This window comes from Oceanisphaera pacifica (genome assembly GCF_017498065.1).
Classification (GTDB): domain Bacteria; phylum Pseudomonadota; class Gammaproteobacteria; order Enterobacterales; family Aeromonadaceae; genus Oceanimonas; species Oceanimonas pacifica.
Window position 1 is genome coordinate 37987 of sequence record NZ_JAGDFX010000022.1, and the last position, 17929, is coordinate 55915.

Genomic DNA, 17929 nt, shown 5'->3' on the forward strand with positions numbered 1-17929 from the left:
CTGAACTTATTCTTCGGTCTGGTCCCCAAACCAACAGATATTACGGGCCGCCATAATCAGCTCCCCGGCAAGGGTTTCATCGAGATCTTCTATTCCTTCAAGATCGTCAATCCCTTGCTCTGCCAGTTGTTCCAGATCCGTAACACCACGGGCGGCAAGCGCATAGGCCAACTCCCGGGTCATGGAGGGCAGTGCGAGCAGATCCTCTGCCGGCTCCACCCCATCGAGTGATTCTTCTTGCGCTAATGCTAATGTGGTAAGAGCTGCTTTAGCACGCTTGCGCAGCTCCTCTACCGTGTCTTCATCTAGACCTTCAACACTCAACAGTTCACTGGCAGGTACATAGGCAATTTCTTCTAATGAAGAAAAGCCTTCTGACATCAACAAACCTGCAAAGTCATCATCAATATCTAAGTTTTGCGTAAAGAGATTAATGATTTTATCACTTTCTACTTGGTGCTTGGTCTGTAAATCTTCAACCGTCATCACGTTAAGCTCCCAGCCAGTTAGCTGAGCGGCTAAACGTACGTTTTGTCCGTTACGGCCAATGGCCTGCGCCAAGTTACCCGACTCCACGGCAATATCCATAGAGTGGCTATCTTCGTCAACGATGATGGAGGCAACATCAGCCGGCGCCATGGCGTTAATTACAAACTGTGCTGGGTTATCATCCCATAACACAATATCAACGCGCTCACCGTTCAGTTCACTCGAGACTGCTTGTACGCGAGCACCACGCATGCCTACACAGGCACCAATGGGGTCGATACGTCTGTCATTAGTTTTAACGGCTATTTTAGCGCGACTACTTGGATCACGGGCCGCCGCCATAAGTTCGATAATTTCTTCGCCAATTTCTGGCACTTCAATACGAAATAATTCTTTCAAGAAGTCTGGGTTACTACGGCTAACGAACAACTGAGCGCCACGCGCTTCAGGACGCACCGCGTACAATAAGCCGCGTACACGGTCACCGCTGCGCAGCGTTTCGCGAGGTAGCATATCTTCTCGAAAAATCACCGCCTCAGCGTTGTTACCCAAATCTAAAATAACGTTATCGCGGGTTGCCTTTTTAACAACACCGGTAATGATTTCGCCTTCTTGATCTTTAAATTGCTCAACCACTTGCATACGCTCGGCTTCACGTACTTTTTGTACTATAACCTGCTTGGCTGTTTGGGTGGTGATGCGGTCAAAGGTGACGGATTCAATTTCATCTTCAACAAAGTCGCCAACTTGGATCTCAGGCTCATCAATTTGAGCTGCTTCTAGTGTTATTTCACCATAGGCATTAGTAATAGCCTCTTGGCTATCCACCACTTGCCAACGACGAAAGGTTTCAAAATCACCACTTTTACGGTCAATTTCGACACGTACAAGGATATCTCCTTCGTACTTCTTTTTAGTGGCTGTAGCTAACGCAATTTCTAGCGCTTCAAATATTTTTTCTCGTGGTAAAGCCTTTTCGTTAGAAACGGCATCGACTACCAGTAGTATTTCTTTATTCATGTCCGACCGCCTCGTTAGTCAAAGTTCGGAACCAGATGTGCTTTTTGGATATTAGCGAAGGCAACAGGAAACGCAGTTCCGTCCACCTCCAGACTGATCATGGTGTCGTCTACCGACACCAAAAGCCCGCTTAATTTACGACGGTTATTCACCGCCATACGCAGAGACAGCTCAATCTGCTGACCTATAATGGCCTGATAATGCGCAGGCTTAAATAGGGGGCGAGCCATACCCGGAGAAGACACTTCCAGATCATATTCGGTAGAAATGGGATCTTCCACGTCTAACACGGCACTGACTTGTCGACTGACGTCGGCACAATCTGTGACTTCAATACCGTTTTCATGGTCGATATATAAACGTAAAGTCGAATGCTTGCCAGCACGTACGTATTCAAGCCCGAGTAGCTCAAAGCCTAAAGCTTCAACCGGCTCTGTTAGCATCTCAGTTAATCGTTGTTCCAATGTAGCCAAAGCTACCCCTCCGAAAACAAAAAAAGGGCTCGCAGCCCAGTGAATGTGTACCAGTATTTTCTCTGATACTAAAGTGCAGATAACAAAAAGCCCCGATCATCAAATCGGGGCTATTCACCTGGACCCTGACTGTTGTCTTTCGACAACCATTTACCACAAGGTTGATATTTCTTAACCCATAATTAGTGATAAATGTGAGGAATTGGTTGCGGGAGCTGGATTTGAACCAACGACCTTCGGGTTATGAGCCCGACGAGCTACCAAACTGCTCCATCCCGCGTTCGAATATAAAAATTATAATTAACTTGAATTTAAAACTCAAGCCAACTTAATTTTGGTGCCGTGAGCGGGACTTGAACCCGCACGCCCATACAGGCACTACCCCCTCAAGATAGCGTGTCTACCAATTCCACCACCACGGCTAAAACTTTATTCTGGTACGTCGCTGTTATTGACTTCAACAGGCTCGTTACCTGGGATAACACTTTCTTGCACAGCTGGCTGAGAAAGGTCTTCCCACTCGCTTCCTTTCTGTGAGCTATTGCTGGATAAATTCCCCAAGACCAAACTCACGACAAAGAAACCGGTGGCTAACAAAGTGGTCATTTTAGTTAAAAAATTACCTGAACCACCTGAGCCAAATACTGTATTGGAAGCACCAGCCCCAAATGAGGCACCCATATCGGCACCTTTACCTTGTTGCATTAACACTAAGCCAATCAAGCTTAATGCAATCAACAGATAAACGACTAAAAGAATTTCGTACATCAGCTTACCCTATGCTTGACGTCTGAGCCCCGCATCAGACTACTGTCCGGAGCGGGGCTAATACTAACCAGACCTCTCGCTGGATACAAGCGTAATTTACAAATAATCACGCAAGTGGGCGAAAAGTCAGCAAAGTGCAGATTACATCGCCTCTTTAGTGCCGTAACGGGTGTTTCTTACGCCGTTGGAATAGCCTCAGCAATATATTGCGCTAGGCGGCTCACTTGCTCTAACTCAGGCCCTTCTACCATTACACGTATCAAAGGCTCAGTCCCTGACTTTCGCAATAACACTCGCCCATTCCCTGCCAGTTCTTGCTCGGCAACTTGCACTCTGTGTTGCACTTCCTCAATGCTCAGTGGATCTGTGCCCACTTGAAAGCGCACATTATTGAGCACTTGCGGAAACAAAGGCAGTGACTCACCTAACGCCTGCAGGGTTTGCTGGTTAGATACCATGACTCGTAGCACTTGCAGTGAAGCAACAATTCCATCACCTGTGGTGTTATGGTCAAGACTAATAATATGCCCTGAGTTTTCACCGCCTAGCTTCCAACCGTGTAATTTCAGCTGTTCTAGTACATAGCGGTCACCGACCTTGGCGCGCACAAAAGGGACATCTTGTTTAGTCAGCGCCAGCTCTAATGCCATATTGGTCATTAGCGTGCCCACCACACCGCCTCCTAGTGTACCTTGCTGAATGGCATTGTTCGCCATGATATACAGCAACTGATCGCCATCTAATAAAGTACCGGTGTGATCAACCATAGCTAGGCGATCACCATCACCGTCAAAAGCAATTCCTAAATCAGCGCCGTGTTCTTGTACCGCAGCCATTAATGCCTCAGGTGCGGTAGATCCCACCTTATCATTAATATTCACGCCATTCGGTTCACAACCGATACGGATCACCTTAGCTCCCAGCTCACTAAATACCGCAGGGGCAATGTGGTAAGTCGCACCGTGGGCACAGTCGATCACAATGGTGAGTCCATTTAAGTCCATTTCTGAACAGAATGTACTTTTACAAAACTCAATATAGCGCCCTGCCGCATCATTAATTCGACTGGCTTTTCCCAAATATTCAGATGCCACACAATCCATGGGTTGATCAAGCATGGCTTCAATCGCAAGTTCAACATCATCGGGAAGCTTAGTGCCATCATGGGAGAAGAATTTAATGCCGTTATCGTAATAAGGGTTATGGGAGGCACTGATTACAATCCCCGCTTCGGCTCTAAAAGTACGGGTTAAGTAGGCAATGGCCGGGGTAGGCATAGGCCCTAATAACGCCGCTTGTAAGCCAGCTGCCGATAGGCCGGCTTCTAATGCTGACTCCAACATATAACCAGATATGCGGGTGTCTTTACCAATTAACACTTTTTTAGTGCCGGTATTGGATAATACCTTACCGGCCGCCCAACCGAGTTTCATCACAAATTCAGGAGTGATGGGATAGTCGCCCACTCGACCGCGAATACCGTCAGTACCAAAATATTTTCTACTCATTTTTATCCCTGATAATCACTGGCGTATTGCCATACTGTTATGGCATCTGCCATTTCTTTTACATCATGTACCCGCAGTATTTGCACCCCCTGACTTAACGCAAACAAATGCGCAGCCAAGCCAGCTGCCAGGCGCTGATCCACTTCTCGCCCTACTAGTTGCCCTAACATCGACTTACGTGACATACCCGCCAGTAAAGGCAACCCTAATTGATGCAGCTGCCCCACTTTACCTAGCAGCTCATAATTATGCGCTAATTGCTTGCCAAAACCATAACCAGGATCAAGACAAAGCCGCTCTCGTTTAATCCCCGCTTGCTCACATGCCCTAACTCGCTCAGCTAAAAATGCACTCACCTCTTGGGTGACATCATCATAATGAGGCGCCTGCTGCATCGTTCTGGGCAAACCTTGCATATGCATTAAGCAAATAGCCGCGCCACTTTTTGCCGCTACCTGTAAGGCATTAGGTTCACGCAAAGCGCGAATATCGTTGATTAGCTCAGCACCCGCTTTAACCGCTTCGCCCATCACAACAGCTTTGCTGGTATCAATGGAAATCCAACAATCAAGCTCTTGGCGTAATAATTCAATCACAGGGATAACACGGTCTAATTCTTCTTGCTCTGCTACCGCTCCAGCACCGGGTCTAGTTGACTCGCCACCTACGTCAATAATAGTGGCACCCTCTTTAACCATTTGTAAGGCGTGGCGCAATGCCGCATCTTGATCAACAAAGCGGCCACCATCCGAAAACGAATCAGGGGTAAGGTTAAGCACTCCCATAATACGAGGAGTAGATACGTCTAGCGTTTTGGATGCGCTCGATAACAGCATAAAAACTATCTCTTTAAACAAAAAAGCCCCGAACAACATAAGTTCGGGGCTTAATTTATCATAAAAAATTATTGGCCAGTGATATCACTTGGCTTATTTAAGTCAGGTGTCTCTTTCTTAGCCTGCTCATCTTGATTTGCATCATCTTTCTTATCTGATGCCGTATCATCTGCACTCGCTGAAGGACCAGAAGGAGTACCGTCTGAGTCTTCCCAGTCAGCAGGTGGTCGCACCTCACGACGCGCCATTAGATCGTCAATTTGCTTGGCATCAATGGTTTCATACTTCATTAACGCATCTTTCATTGCATGCAGTATGTCGATGTTATCCAGCAATATTTTCTTGGCACGTTCAAAGTTACGCTCAATCAGCTCTTTCACTTCAGCGTCAATAAGCTTGGCCGTTTCATCAGACAAGTGTTTAACCTTGCCCCCTGAACCGCCCATAAATACTTCGCCTTCTTCTTCTGCGTACAGTAGCGGACCTAACTTTTCAGACAAGCCCCACTGGGTCACCATTTTTTGCGCAATATCAGTGGCACGTTCAATATCGTTAGACGCCCCTGTGGTTACCTTGTCGAAGCCATAAATAATTTCTTCAGCCAAACGGCCGCCATACAAGCTAGAAATCATCGACTCTAACAATTGCTTACTGTAACTAAAGCGATCTTGCTCTGGCAGATACATAGTCACACCCAAGGCGCGACCACGAGGAATAATCGACACTTTATAAACCGGATCGTGCTCTGGCACCATACGCCCGACAATTGCGTGACCCGCCTCATGATATGCCGTCATGGCTTTTTCATCTTCAGACATCACCATAGAGCGGCGCTCGGCACCCATCATGATCTTGTCTTTGGCTTTTTCAAACTCTTCCATCGACACTAACCGACGAGACGAGCGAGCAGCAAATAAGGCCGCTTCGTTCACCAAGTTGGCCAAGTCTGCACCACTAAAGCCTGGCGTACCACGCGCAATCAGGCTCGGCTTCACGTCTTCGCCTAGTGGCACGCGACGCATGTGTACTTTAAGAATTTGCTCACGACCACGTACATCAGGCAGACCAACCACCACTTGGCGGTCGAAACGACCAGGGCGCAACAAGGCGGGGTCCAATACGTCAGGGCGGTTTGTTGCCGCAATCACGATCACACCTTCGTTGCCTTCAAAGCCGTCCATTTCTACCAGCATTTGGTTTAGGGTTTGCTCACGCTCATCGTGACCACCGCCCATGCCGGCACCACGCTTACGGCCAACCGCATCAATTTCATCGATGAAAATAATACAAGGTGAGGACTTTTTCGCTTGTTCAAACATGTCACGCACACGAGACGCGCCCACACCCACAAACATTTCAACGAAGTCAGACCCCGAAATGGTAAAGAAAGGCACCTTAGCTTCACCGGCAATGGCTTTCGCCAACAGCGTTTTACCGGTACCCGGTGGCCCCACCAACAAAACACCGGTGGGAATACGCCCGCCTAGCTTTTGGAAATGGCTAGGGTCGCGCAGGTAATCAACCAATTCAGCAACGTCTTCTTTTGCTTCATCACACCCTGCTACATCAGCAAAGGTGGTTTTAACTTGGTCTTCACCCATCAGGCGCGCTTTACTCTTACCAAAGCTCATAGCGCCTTTACCGCCGCCACCGCCTTGCATTTGGCGCATAAAGAACACCCAAACGCCAATTAGCAGCAACATGGGGAACCATGAAATGAAAATAGACGCCAATAAGCTCGGCTCTTCTGGTTTTTCACCAATCACGCGCACGTTGTTATTTAATAAATCGTTAAGCAGCTGGGGATCTTGTGCAGGCAAGATGGTGGTAAAACGATCACCACTGCGCTTAACACCTTGCACGGTTTGACCGTCCATGCGTACTTCACGAATTTGCCCTTGGGCTACTTCCTGTACAAAGGTAGTGTAGTCCGTTTGGCGTCCATTGGGCTCGCTTGGGCTAAAGCTCTGGAATACCGACATCAACACCACGGCTATGACCAACCACAAGATCAAATTTTTCGCCATGTCACTCAAATTACTAACCTCACCGGATGACAGTTTATGATTCTGAGAGTACTACAGTTTAAAGCCTGTAGCCACAATGTACACTTCGCGCGAGCGTGGTCGCGACGAATCGGGTTTTCTTACTCTAACTGAGCTAAAGCTGCGTCTCACTTCTAATAGAAACTCATCAAAGCCCGCACCTTGAAATACTTTAACCACAAAACTTCCTTTAGGGGTAAGAACCTGACGGCACATATCCAAGGCTAACTCCACTAAATACATGGACTTAGGTTGATCTACTTCACGCGTTCCGCTCATATTAGGTGCCATATCAGACAACAGCACATCTACTTTATCTTCACCCACTCGGGTAAGCAATGCATTAAGCACTTCCTCATCCCTAAAGTCGCCTTGTAAAAAATCAACCCCAGCAATGGCATCCATAGGCAGTAAATCACAAGCTATCACCTGCCCTTTATGCCCGACTTGCTCGGCGCAGTACTGACTCCAACCACCAGGGGCGGCTCCTAAGTCTACAACCGTCATGCCCTGCTTTAGTAGTCGGTCACGACCTTGTAGCTCCTCTATTTTAAATACAGCTCGTGAGCGCAAGCCTCTTTTTTGTGCCTGTTTTACATACTTATCGTCAAAATGCTCTTTTAGCCAGCGTGATGAACTGGCTGAGCGTTTTTTATTGGCCATTAAATTATCGCTCTGCTATTACCATACTGTGTAGATGGGGGTACAATAGCCCCCTTTCAACCTATTAACTGAAGCATTTTGCAATGACGCTGACGAATAAGCAAAAACAATACTTAAAAGGTTTGGCTCACCACCTTAAACCAGTGGTATTACTGGGCCAACACGGTCTAACTGAAGGCGTACTCGCTGAAATTGATATTGCCTTGAATTTTCATGAGCTGATCAAAGTCAAAGTTGCAGCCGAAGACCGAGAAGTTAAAGCCCTGATCATGGATGCTATTATCCGTGAAACCGGCGCACTAAAGGTACAGAGTGTCGGCCACGTGCTGTCATTATACCGCCCTAGTGAAGAGAAAAAAATCAGTTTACCTCGCGCTTAACCTTCAAGGGCTAGCGAATTGGAGCCCAAGGCTTTCCTGTTTCTAGCCAAACACAAGCTTGTTAGCAAGACGTAAGCATAGTGCTTAGAGCAATAAGCTTGCCTTATTCCGCTCTTATCTCTCACGCTAATAATAAAAAGCGGCAGGCGCCCTTACGCCTGCCGCTTTTTGCTGTATGCCTACAAACCCGATTTAAGGTTAAAGATACTGGACCTTAAGGATCTCGTATTCAACTTCACCGCCGGGGGTTTTAACCACAGCAACATCGTCAACTTCTTTGCCAATCAGTCCACGGGCGATGGGGGAGTTAACAGAAATCAAATTCGCTTTAATGTCTGATTCATCATCGCCCACAATGCGGTAAGTAATCTCTTTATCTTCGTCCACTTTATACAAATCTACCGTGGTGCCAAAGATGACCTTACCTGTGTTCGGTAATTTAGTGACATCAATAATTTGTGCATTAGACAGCTTGCCTTCAATTTCTTGAATACGCCCTTCACAAAAGCCCTGCTCTTCACGCGCAGCATGGTATTCGGCATTTTCTTTTAAATCGCCGTGCTCTCGCGCTTCGGCAATATCAGCAATAATACGAGGGCGTAACACCGACTTAAGATACTCTAATTCTTCACGCAGCTTTTGTGCGCCCACAACCGTCATAGGAGTTTGTGCCATAATAAACCCAGTTCCTTTCAGACAATAAAACAACAAGAGCCCTGCCGAACTTCGACAAGGGCTCATATTATAAATTCCGTGTCAGCCGCTGGGCTGTAAGGTAAGCAGCCCAGATTAGTACAGCTAACTTAACGGGTCAAATCATCAAAGAAGCGCTTCACTCCCTTGAGAAAGCCTTCCGTTTTAGGTTGATGCTTATCAGCATCAACGCCACCACATGAGTCTTCTAGCTGACGCAATAAGGATTTTTGCTCATCGGTTAAATTCACCGGTGTTTCAATATAGGCCTTACAGACTAAATCACCCATTTGACCATTTCGTGCCGAACGTACCCCTTTACCTTTTAAGCGAAAGTTACGACCGGTTTGGGTTTCTGCTGGTATTTTCAGTTTCACTCGACCATCAAGGGTGGGTACTTCTACTTCGCCACCCAAAGCCGCGGCAGTAAAGCCAATCGGCACTTCACAGTACAAATTACTGCCATCGCGCATAAATATTTCATGATCGCGAACGTGCATTTGTACATACAAGTCGCCGGCAGGAGCGCCAGACTCACCGGCCTCACCTTCACCAGACAAACGAATACGATCCCCCGTATCTACGCCAGCTGGGATTTTAACCGATAAGGTTTTAGTTTTTTGATAACGCCCGTCGCCATGGCACTTATTACAAGGGTCGGTAATAATTTTACCTTTACCACGACACTGTGGACAAGGCTGCTGTACAGCAAAGAAACCTTGGCGCATTTGCACCTGGCCTTGACCATGACAGGTTGAACAGGTTTCAGCCTTGCTGCCTTTTTTAGCACCACTGCCATCACAGGGTTCACAACCAACCAGTGTGGGTACTTTAATCTCTTTGGTCACGCCCCGCACGGCTTCTTCTAGCGTCAGCTCCATATTATAGCGCAAATCAGACCCGCGGGCCGCACGCTGCTGACGGCGCTGACCGCCACCGAAGATATCACCGAACACATCACCAAAAATATCGCCAAAATCACCACCACCAAAGCCGTGGCCGCCTTGCTGACCATTTACACCCTCATGGCCAAATTGATCATAAGCGGCGCGCTTTTGTGGATCGGTTAATATTTCATAGGCTTCTGTGGCTTCTTTAAACTTATCACCCGCGTCAGCATCAGTTTTATTGCGGTCGGGGTGATATTTCATCGCCATCCGCTTGTAGGCTTTCTTTATTTCGCGCTCTTCGGCTCCTTTGGAGACGCCAAGCACTTCATAATAATCTCGTTTTGACATAGGCCGATAATTTACCTGAGTCCTGTTAATACAAAGGCGGGCGTTGGGTCCCCAACGCCCGCACTGGCCGCGTTAATACGCCCTATTTAACTTATTTTTTGTCGTCTTTTACTTCTTCAAACTCAGCATCAACCACATCGTCATCTGCTTTTGCAGAGGCATCTTGTGGCTCTTCGCCGGTTTGTGAAGCATCAGCTTGGGCTTTGGCTTGTGCCACTTCCATCAGCTTTTGTGACGCTTCCATTAAGGCAGTTTGTTTTGCTTCAATGGCTTCTTTGTCTTCACCACGCGCCGCAGTTTCAAGCTCAGCTAGGGCCGCTTCAATCGCGCTCTTGTCATCGGCGGGTAAATCATCACCTGCTTCTTCCAATTGCTTGCGCGTGGCGTGTACCAAACCATCAGCTTGATTACGAGCACTCACTAGCTCTTCAAACTTCTTATCTTCTTCTACGTTCGCTTCTGCTTCACGTACCATAGCTTCTACTTCTTCATCACTTAAGCCAGAAGAAGATTTAATGGTAATTTTCTGCTCTTTACCTGTGTCTTTATCAGCAGCAGATACGTGCAGAATACCATCGGCATCCAAGTCGAAGGTTACTTCGATTTGTGGCAAACCGCGAGGTGCAGGGCGAATGCCTTCTAAGTTAAATTGACCCAAAGACTTATTATCACCCGAGCGCTTACGCTCACCTTGCAGCACATGAATAGTCACAGCCGCTTGGTTATCTTCTGCGGTCGAGAAGGTTTGTGACTTACGCGTTGGAATCGTGGTGTTCTTTTCAATTACTGCGGTCATTACGCCACCCATAGTCTCAATACCTAAAGACAGAGGGGTTACGTCTAGCAACAGTACGTCAGTTTTATCACCTGACAGTACCGCACCTTGAATAGCTGCACCCACAGCAACAGCTTCATCTGGGTTCACGTCTTTACGTGGGTCTTGACCAAAGAAGTCACTTACCGCTTGTTGTACTAATGGCATACGGGTTTGACCACCCACCAAAATCACATCATCAATGTCAGAGACTGACAAGCCAGCGTCTTTTAGTGCCGTTTTAACAGGCTCTAGTGATTTTTTCACCATATCATCTACCAGTGACTCAAGCTTGGCGCGAGTCAGCTTAATATTCAGGTGTTTAGGGCCTGAAGCATCAGCGGTGATATAAGGCAGGTTAACATCAGTTTGTTGTGCTGAAGACAGCTCACACTTGGCTTTTTCTGCGGCTTCTTTCAAACGCTGCAGTGCCAGCATGTCGTTACGCAAGTCAAAACCTTGCTCACGGTTAAACTCATCAACTAAATAAGTGATCAGACGGTTATCGAAGTCTTCACCACCCAAGTGAGTGTCACCATTGGTAGCCAGAACCTCAAAGGTTTTTTCACCTTCCATCTCATCAATTTCAATAATAGAGATATCGAAAGTACCACCACCTAAGTCATACACTGCAACTTTACGGTCGCCTTTGGTTTTGTTTACGCCATAGGCAAAGGCTGCGGCTGTTGGCTCGTTGATAATACGCTTTACATCTAAACCAGCAATACGGCCGGCGTCTTTAGTCGCTTGACGCTGTGCATCGTTAAAGTAAGCAGGAACGGTAATGACCGCTTCTGTTACTTCTTCGCCTAGGTAATCTTCGGCGGTGGTTTTCATTTTCTTCAGAATTTCTGCTGATACCTGTGGTGGCGCCATTTTTTTATCTTTGGCTTCTACCCACGCATCGCCATTGTCTGATTTAACAATTTTGAATGGCATGATTTTAAGGTCACGCTGTACTTCTTCATCTTCAAAGCGACGACCAATCAAGCGCTTAATAGCAAAAATTGTATTTTCTGGATTAGTTACTGCCTGACGCTTAGCAGGCTGACCTACTAAGGTTTCACCATCATCTGCATAAGCAATAATGGAAGGAGTGGTACGAGTACCTTCGGCGTTTTCTATTACTCGTGGGTTGTCGCCGTCTAAAATAGACACGCAAGAGTTAGTCGTACCCAAATCGATGCCGATGATTCTGCCCATAAATTCCTCTCTAATATCTTGAATTAACTAGTAAGCATTTAGTATTTTGCTTTACCTTATATATGTGGCTGCCGTTTATGACTTTCAAGGCATCAACCACATTTTTTAATAAAAAACTCACTTTTTTCTGCTAAAGCCCCTTTTAAAGGGGTAATTGCTTTGTTTACGCTTTGGTATCAATAGCCGGACCTTTAGCGACCATGACCATGGCTGGGCGCAGTACGCGACCATTCAGCTCATAGCCTTTCATCATCACTGACACCACTGAGTTAGGTGCCACTTGATCACTTTCTACCATGCTCATTGCTTGGTGCTTATTCGGGTCAAAAGGTGCACCGATTGGATCAATCGATAGCACACCAAACTTTTCTAACGCGCCCAGCAATGACTTATATGTTAACTCTACACCTTCATATACGGCTTTTAAGTCATCACTTTCGTTATCGGTATGCTCAAGGGCACGCTCTAGGCTGTCGATAACAGGCAATAACTCATTCGCAAACTTTTCTAATGCAAATTTTTGTGCTTTCTCTACATCTTGAGCTGAACGACGTCTTAGGTTCTCCATGTCGGCCAGCGCGCGTAATGCATTGTCTTTTTCTGCTGTGGCCTGCTCGGTTGCCTCGGCTAACTTTTGTTCTAGTTCGGCAACATAAGCGGCATCAGGTACCAACTGCTCAGCTTGTGCTGCGGTTTCTTCTGTTTCCACAGTCAACGGCTCTTGTTCGTTTTCTGGTACTGCGTCTGCCTGATGGGTTTTATCGCTCATCTTGTCTCCTAATGTATAGATATGCTCTTGCAGCTTATATGGGGGACGCTATCTCAGAATTCAAGGGAATATGATAGCGATTGTTGATCACAAGCTAGCTCTAAGACACAGTGTTAATTAGAATGGCGTTTTATGCGGCTAGACTCCCCCTAGCAACTCTGCCTATTTCATCCCTCAACCAGGTACAGATATTGATGGATACCGAATTTAAAACTATCGCTCTTATCGGCAAACCCGATCACGAAGGTGCTAACCAAACATTAGTGGCGTTATATAAACACCTTATTGATTTAGGCGTAAATGTTGTTATTGAGCGACGAGTGGGCGAACAGCTTAAGCTTGACGATGTTGAACTTCTTGAAATGGTGGAGTTAGGCGAGCGCGCCGACTTAGCCATAGTGGTTGGCGGCGACGGTAATATGCTGGGTGCCGCTCGCGTGTTAGCCAGGTTCGATGTCGCTGTAGTTGGTGTTAACCGAGGTAATCTCGGCTTTTTAACTGACCTATCACCTGATCGTTTTGAAGAGCCGTTAGAGCGGTTATTGGCCGGTGATTATCAGGCAGAAAATCGCTTTTTACTTGAAGCACAAGTACACAGACACGGCCAACTCAAAGCCAGTAATACCGCGATGAATGAGGCAGTGTTACATCCGGGTAAAATTGCGCACATGATTGAATTTGAGGTCTATATCAATGGCCACTTTATGTATAGCCAACGCGCCGATGGCATGATTGTCGCAACCCCAACGGGCTCTACCGCTTATTCACTGTCTGCGGGTGGCCCTATTGTGACGCCTAATCTAAATGCCATGACGCTTGTGCCCATGTTTCCCCACACCTTAAGCTGCCGCCCTATTGTGCTTGACGCCGACAGCAATATAAAAATGGTGATTTCTCCTAACAATAAAACTGGTCAGATGTTAGTGAGCTGCGACGGTCACGTCTCTTTAGCAGTACAACCCGGAGACGAAATACACATTAATAAAAGCCCTCATAAGCTCAAACTGTTACACCCCCGCGGCCACAACTATTTTGAAGTACTGCGCAGTAAACTGGGCTGGGGCAGTAAACTGTTTTAATAAAGGTAGCGATACGCCTTACGTTAAATGCGATACGAAGGTCTGCCACGGAAGAACACGGAAAAATAAAGCTCAAATCTGAAGTGCTTGGCGCTGCCCTTGGGTCATTGCGAGCGTAGCGCGGCAATCCATTTCACAGAGAAGGCAGCGTCTAAGGCTGCACACCATATGCTGAAGATAAAACTGGTTTGATTTTTCGTACAGCGGTTGGCGTATAGCGTACGGCTGCTTGCTTGGCGCTAGAACTACATTTTATTCTTGCCACTGTATAAAACACCAGTATACTGTATTTGTATACAGTCACTTTTGTGCAGGGGTTTGACCATGTTACTTCAGCTCACTATTAGCAACTTTGCCATTGTCTCTTTTTTAGAATTGGACTTGCGCGCCGGTATGACCAGTATCACTGGCGAAACCGGTGCCGGTAAATCTATCGCTATTGATGCCTTAGCCCTCGCCCTTGGCGAGCGAGCCGACACAGAAACAGTCAGACCCGGAGCCGAAAAAGCCGACATTAGTGCACGCTTTCGTATCGACAAGCTGCCTAAAGTACAAGCTTGGTTAAATGAACAGGAATTAACTGAGCAAGAGCTGGATGAGCAAGGTGAATGTATTTTACGCCGCACCCTCACCCGCGAAGGCCGCTCTCGTGGCTACATCAACGGAACCCCAGTACCACTGGCTCAGTTAAAAGCGCTGGGGGCCTTGTTAATCAATATTCATGGCCAACACGCCCACCAAGCCCTACAAAAAGCTGACTACCAACGCAGCTTGCTTGATGCGTATGCCGGCCATCATCAATTGATGCAAAAAACCAGCAAGCATTATCAAACTTGGCGCCAACTCACTAACGAACGCAAACAACTACAAGACGAACAGCAGCAATGGCAAGCCCAACGCCAACTATTAGAGTACCAAGTTGCTGAACTCAATGAGTTGGCGCTTGAACCGGATGAATTTCCAGGGTTAGAAGCCGAGCACAGTCGATTAGCTAATGGCGCTGAGTTGGTTACCGATTGCCAGCAGGCTTTAGGTGTTTTAGCCGATAATGAAGAAAATAACGCCCTACAGCAGTTACGCCACGGGCTAAAGTTGGTCACCGATCTCTGCCAGCTAGACGCTCGCCTGAGCCCTGTTTTAGACATGCTAGAAAGCAGTCAAATACAATTAGAAGAAGGCCACAGTGAGCTTACCCGCTACCTTGATACGCTAGAGCTGGATCCCGAGCGCTTACATGCAGTGGAATCGCGTATGACAAAAGTCATGGAATTAGCCCGTAAGCATCATGTGCCACCCGCCGAATTACATGTATTTCATCAGCAGATTGCCACCCAGCTTTCCGAGATGGATAGCAATGACAGCCGCTTACATGAGTTAGATGAAGAAGTAGAGCAAGCAAAAGCCCAGTTTTTGTCAGCCGCTGAGCGCCTTAGCCAAAGTAGACAGCGCTATGCACAATCTCTAAATAAACAAATTACTGCCAGTCTTCATCAGCTCAGCATGGAGCATGGCCGCTTTGAAATGACAGTTACCGCTGACAATAGCAAGGGCTACTCTCCGGTGGGCATAGACAAAGTAGAGTTTTTGGTAAGCACCAATCCCGGTCAACCCATGAGCCCATTAGCTAAAGTGGCCTCTGGAGGGGAGCTGTCACGCATTAGCTTGGCTATTCAGGTGATCACCGCCCAAAAAGTAGAAACCCCAACACTTATTTTTGATGAAGTAGACGTAGGCGTCAGTGGCCCCACCGCCGCTGTAGTAGGTAAGCTATTACGCCAGCTCGGAGACTCCACCCAAGTGTTGGTGATCACCCACTTACCTCAAGTAGCCGGTAACGGACACCAACATTACTTTGTGAGCAAAAACAGTGATAAAAACGACACCCAAACTCAAATGCAAGAGTTAGATAAAGACTGTCGCTTACAAGAATTAGCCCGTTTACTGGGTGGCGATAAAATTACCGAAAACACCTTGGCTAATGCCCGAGAGTTACTGATAAGTGAGGCGGCTTAACGCCTAAAAAATCAATACTGTTATCGGCAATCACCTTAGCGAATTGAAGCTCACAAGCAGGCGGACAATCTAAACAGTACCGCCTACTTTGGCTAAGTTATTTTACGGAGTAGTTATACAGGCAGTAAGAAAACGCTCCCACTACGCAATATTGCTTACAGCAAAAACATTGCCTATCGTCATCACTTGAACACCGTCAACACCAATTTTAATTGAGCCGCTCGCATTTTCGACAGTTCTTATTGCCTCTTCTGAGAGCTAACGCTGCATTAAGGAGTGAGCGGCGCTTGGCTAGACTTGAGCGAAGCGAAACTGCCAAGCGTTGCGAATCACTCTTAAATGCTTTGTTAGATGCCAGATCGCTGAACCTAATTTAGTAGTGGTAACGACTCGAGATTATCGTTATGGCCTGATCATCGACTGCGTAAACAAGCCTATTAGTATCATCAATGCGACGAGACCAAAAACCAGATAAGTTCTCTTTCAATGGCTCAGGTTTACCGATACCCTCAAATGGAGAACGCTTAACATCATTGATGAGTTTATTGATGCGTTTGAGTGTTTTTTTGTCTTGAGTTTGCCAATACAGGTAATCATCCCAAGCGTCATCAGTCCACGACAGTAAACGCTGACTACTATTCATCAATTAACTCTCGTGCGGTTGTTTTACCTGCACGGTACTGCGCTATAGAACGGTTTAAGTGTTCAGCGTTTTGAGGGGAGCGTAGTAAGTGCACTGTCTCCATAAGGCTATTGTAGTAATCTAAGGACATAACCACAGCATCTTCAGAATCACGACGTGTAATAACTGTTGTATCAGCGTCATTAACTACACCGTCTAAAACAGCTTTAAGGCTATTTCTAGCTTCAGTAAAAGATACGATTCTCATAAGAACCTCCACATGTACATTTAATGGCACAAGTATAGTCCTCTCCACTCTACTTGTACAGTAAATTGAACATACGATATTAATAAGGCAACTAACACCTATTACACTAAATATATAGTCTAATTGAGCTATTGCACGCTTTCTCAAAGTGAATCGTAATAGCGTTAACAAGTGGGTGGCCAACTTCTTGCAACATGGCTTAGCAGGGCTCGAGAGCGTTCGCCCTCCGGGCCGTCCCGCTACACTCAGTACGGAACAGCTATCTCTACTGAGTGATTATATTGACCAACAAAGTAAAAAAACCGTGGTGGACGCCTACAAGGTGTTGATATTCAGGCCTATATTGAAAAAGAATTTGGGGTATCTTATCAGATCGCCAATATATACCGCCTCGTTCACCAGCTCGGATTTTCTTGGATCAGCAGTCGTTCACGCCATCCTAAGCAGGATAAGCAAGCACAAGAGCCTTTTAAAAAAAGTTCAAGCTGAAGACGATACTTACCATTCCTGGTCATGTTGCACTCAGCAACGTCGATATTTGATTTCAAGATGAGGCTCGACTTAGCCAGCAGAATACTACTACGCGTTTATGGGCTAAACGTGGTAGTCGACCAAGGGCCGCTCAACAGCAACAATTCGAATATGCCTATCTTTTCGGTGCCGTTTGTCCTGCAACGGGAGTGACAGAGGCGTTATTGAGCCCCGTCGTCAACCGAGAGGTGATGAGAGAGCATTTAGCTTTGATTTCAGCTCGCACGGAGCCCGGTCGGTATGCAGTGGTTATCATGGATGGCGAGGGATGGCACACTGCTGAATGTGCCAGTGAGTTTCCTAACCTCAGTATCATTAAGTTACCGCCTTATACCAATCTAAGTAAAAATGTGGTCTAATTGTTCCCACCCTGCCTTACTTGATGATGACTCTATGGATGACTTCAAAAATACGGACTTCACAGCGCTTGCTCGTAAGCAAAAGTCTATACAAATGAAGATGCGTTTACTGGCACTGGCGCATTTTCAAGATGGAAAGTCTCGCACTCAAATTGCGC

The 17929-nt window shown here is 46.7% G+C and carries 16 protein-coding genes, 2 tRNA genes and 2 pseudogenes; 5 read left to right on the forward strand and 15 right to left on the reverse strand.

Features of this window, described 5'->3' with window-relative positions; all coding sequences use genetic code 11:
- Window positions 1–6 precede the first annotated feature (6 nt).
- From nusA to rlmE, 9 genes are all read right to left on the reverse strand, one after another.
- Entirely contained in the window at window positions 7–1509 is a 1503-nt protein-coding gene (gene nusA / locus J3U76_RS13755) for a transcription termination factor NusA (RefSeq protein WP_208006549.1), read from the reverse strand.
- Window positions 1510–1523: 14 nt separating this feature from the next.
- Window positions 1524–1982 carry a ribosome maturation factor RimP gene (rimP, locus tag J3U76_RS13760; protein WP_208006550.1) on the reverse strand — a complete coding sequence of 153 codons (459 nt, stop codon included), beginning with the start codon at window positions 1980–1982 and terminating at the stop codon, window positions 1524–1526.
- 203 nt (window positions 1983–2185) lie between these two features.
- Window positions 2186–2262, reverse strand: a tRNA-Met gene (locus J3U76_RS13765).
- A 55-nt stretch (window positions 2263–2317) separates the two neighbouring features.
- Window positions 2318–2404, reverse strand: a tRNA-Leu gene (locus tag J3U76_RS13770).
- A gap of 7 nt (window positions 2405–2411) precedes the next feature.
- Window positions 2412–2750, reverse strand: coding sequence for a preprotein translocase subunit SecG (gene secG, locus J3U76_RS13775; RefSeq protein WP_208006551.1), 339 nt, complete (start codon window positions 2748–2750; stop codon window positions 2412–2414).
- A gap of 176 nt (window positions 2751–2926) precedes the next feature.
- Window positions 2927–4258, reverse strand: coding sequence for a phosphoglucosamine mutase (glmM, locus tag J3U76_RS13780; protein ID WP_208006552.1), 1332 nt, complete (start codon window positions 4256–4258; stop codon window positions 2927–2929).
- Between the two features lie 2 nt (window positions 4259–4260).
- Complete coding sequence (gene folP, locus J3U76_RS13785) at window positions 4261–5094, reverse strand: dihydropteroate synthase (RefSeq protein WP_208006553.1); 834 nt, start codon at window positions 5092–5094, stop codon at window positions 4261–4263.
- Between the two features lie 68 nt (window positions 5095–5162).
- Entirely contained in the window at window positions 5163–7130 is a 1968-nt protein-coding gene (gene ftsH, locus J3U76_RS13790; protein WP_208006554.1) for an ATP-dependent zinc metalloprotease FtsH, read from the reverse strand.
- A gap of 42 nt (window positions 7131–7172) precedes the next feature.
- Window positions 7173–7802, reverse strand: coding sequence for a 23S rRNA (uridine(2552)-2'-O)-methyltransferase RlmE (gene rlmE / locus J3U76_RS13795; RefSeq protein ID WP_208006555.1), 630 nt, complete (start codon window positions 7800–7802; stop codon window positions 7173–7175).
- A gap of 83 nt (window positions 7803–7885) precedes the next feature.
- Between rlmE and yhbY the strand changes: the two genes are divergently transcribed.
- Window positions 7886–8182, forward strand: coding sequence for a ribosome assembly RNA-binding protein YhbY (gene yhbY, locus J3U76_RS13800; RefSeq protein WP_208006556.1), 297 nt, complete (start codon window positions 7886–7888; stop codon window positions 8180–8182).
- A 198-nt stretch (window positions 8183–8380) separates the two neighbouring features.
- Here yhbY and greA read toward each other — a convergent pair whose 3' ends face one another.
- From greA to grpE, 4 genes are all read right to left on the reverse strand, one after another.
- Window positions 8381–8857 carry a transcription elongation factor GreA gene (gene greA, locus J3U76_RS13805; RefSeq protein ID WP_208006557.1) on the reverse strand — a complete coding sequence of 159 codons (477 nt, stop codon included), beginning with the start codon at window positions 8855–8857 and terminating at the stop codon, window positions 8381–8383.
- A 128-nt stretch (window positions 8858–8985) separates the two neighbouring features.
- A complete protein-coding gene (dnaJ, locus tag J3U76_RS13810; RefSeq protein WP_208006558.1) occupies window positions 8986–10113 on the reverse strand; it encodes a molecular chaperone DnaJ in 1128 nt (375 codons plus the stop codon).
- 91 nt (window positions 10114–10204) lie between these two features.
- On the reverse strand, window positions 10205–12130 hold the full coding sequence (dnaK, locus tag J3U76_RS13815; protein WP_208006559.1) for a molecular chaperone DnaK: 1926 nt from the start codon (window positions 12128–12130) through the stop codon (window positions 10205–10207).
- A gap of 163 nt (window positions 12131–12293) precedes the next feature.
- A complete protein-coding gene (grpE, locus tag J3U76_RS13820) occupies window positions 12294–12899 on the reverse strand; it encodes a nucleotide exchange factor GrpE (RefSeq protein ID WP_208006560.1) in 606 nt (201 codons plus the stop codon).
- A gap of 194 nt (window positions 12900–13093) precedes the next feature.
- Between grpE and nadK the strand changes: the two genes are divergently transcribed.
- The gene (gene nadK, locus J3U76_RS13825; protein WP_208006561.1) at window positions 13094–13978 is read left to right on the forward strand and encodes an NAD(+) kinase; all 885 of its coding nucleotides are present in this window, start codon (window positions 13094–13096) and stop codon (window positions 13976–13978) included.
- A gap of 324 nt (window positions 13979–14302) precedes the next feature.
- Window positions 14303–15991, forward strand: a complete 1689-nt coding sequence (gene recN, locus J3U76_RS13830; protein ID WP_208006562.1) for a DNA repair protein RecN — start codon at window positions 14303–14305, stop codon at window positions 15989–15991.
- Window positions 15992–16364: 373 nt separating this feature from the next.
- Here the strand turns inward: recN and J3U76_RS13835 are convergent, their stop codons facing one another.
- Together J3U76_RS13835 and J3U76_RS13840 are read right to left on the reverse strand one after the other, a co-directional pair.
- The gene (locus J3U76_RS13835; protein WP_208006563.1) at window positions 16365–16634 is read right to left on the reverse strand and encodes a Txe/YoeB family addiction module toxin; all 270 of its coding nucleotides are present in this window, start codon (window positions 16632–16634) and stop codon (window positions 16365–16367) included.
- The gene (locus tag J3U76_RS13840; RefSeq protein WP_053397282.1) at window positions 16627–16881 is read right to left on the reverse strand and encodes a type II toxin-antitoxin system Phd/YefM family antitoxin; all 255 of its coding nucleotides are present in this window, start codon (window positions 16879–16881) and stop codon (window positions 16627–16629) included. Before J3U76_RS13840 ends, J3U76_RS13835 begins: the two co-directional genes overlap by 8 nt.
- A gap of 321 nt (window positions 16882–17202) precedes the next feature.
- On the opposite strand from J3U76_RS13840, the pseudogene J3U76_RS14780 reads away from it, so the two are divergent.
- A pseudogene (locus J3U76_RS14780) lies at window positions 17203–17370 on the forward strand (helix-turn-helix domain-containing protein); the annotation flags it as partial.
- Between the two features lie 65 nt (window positions 17371–17435).
- Window positions 17436–17771: pseudogene (locus tag J3U76_RS14785) on the forward strand (transposase); the annotation flags it as partial.
- Between the last annotated feature and the right edge of the window lie 158 nt (window positions 17772–17929).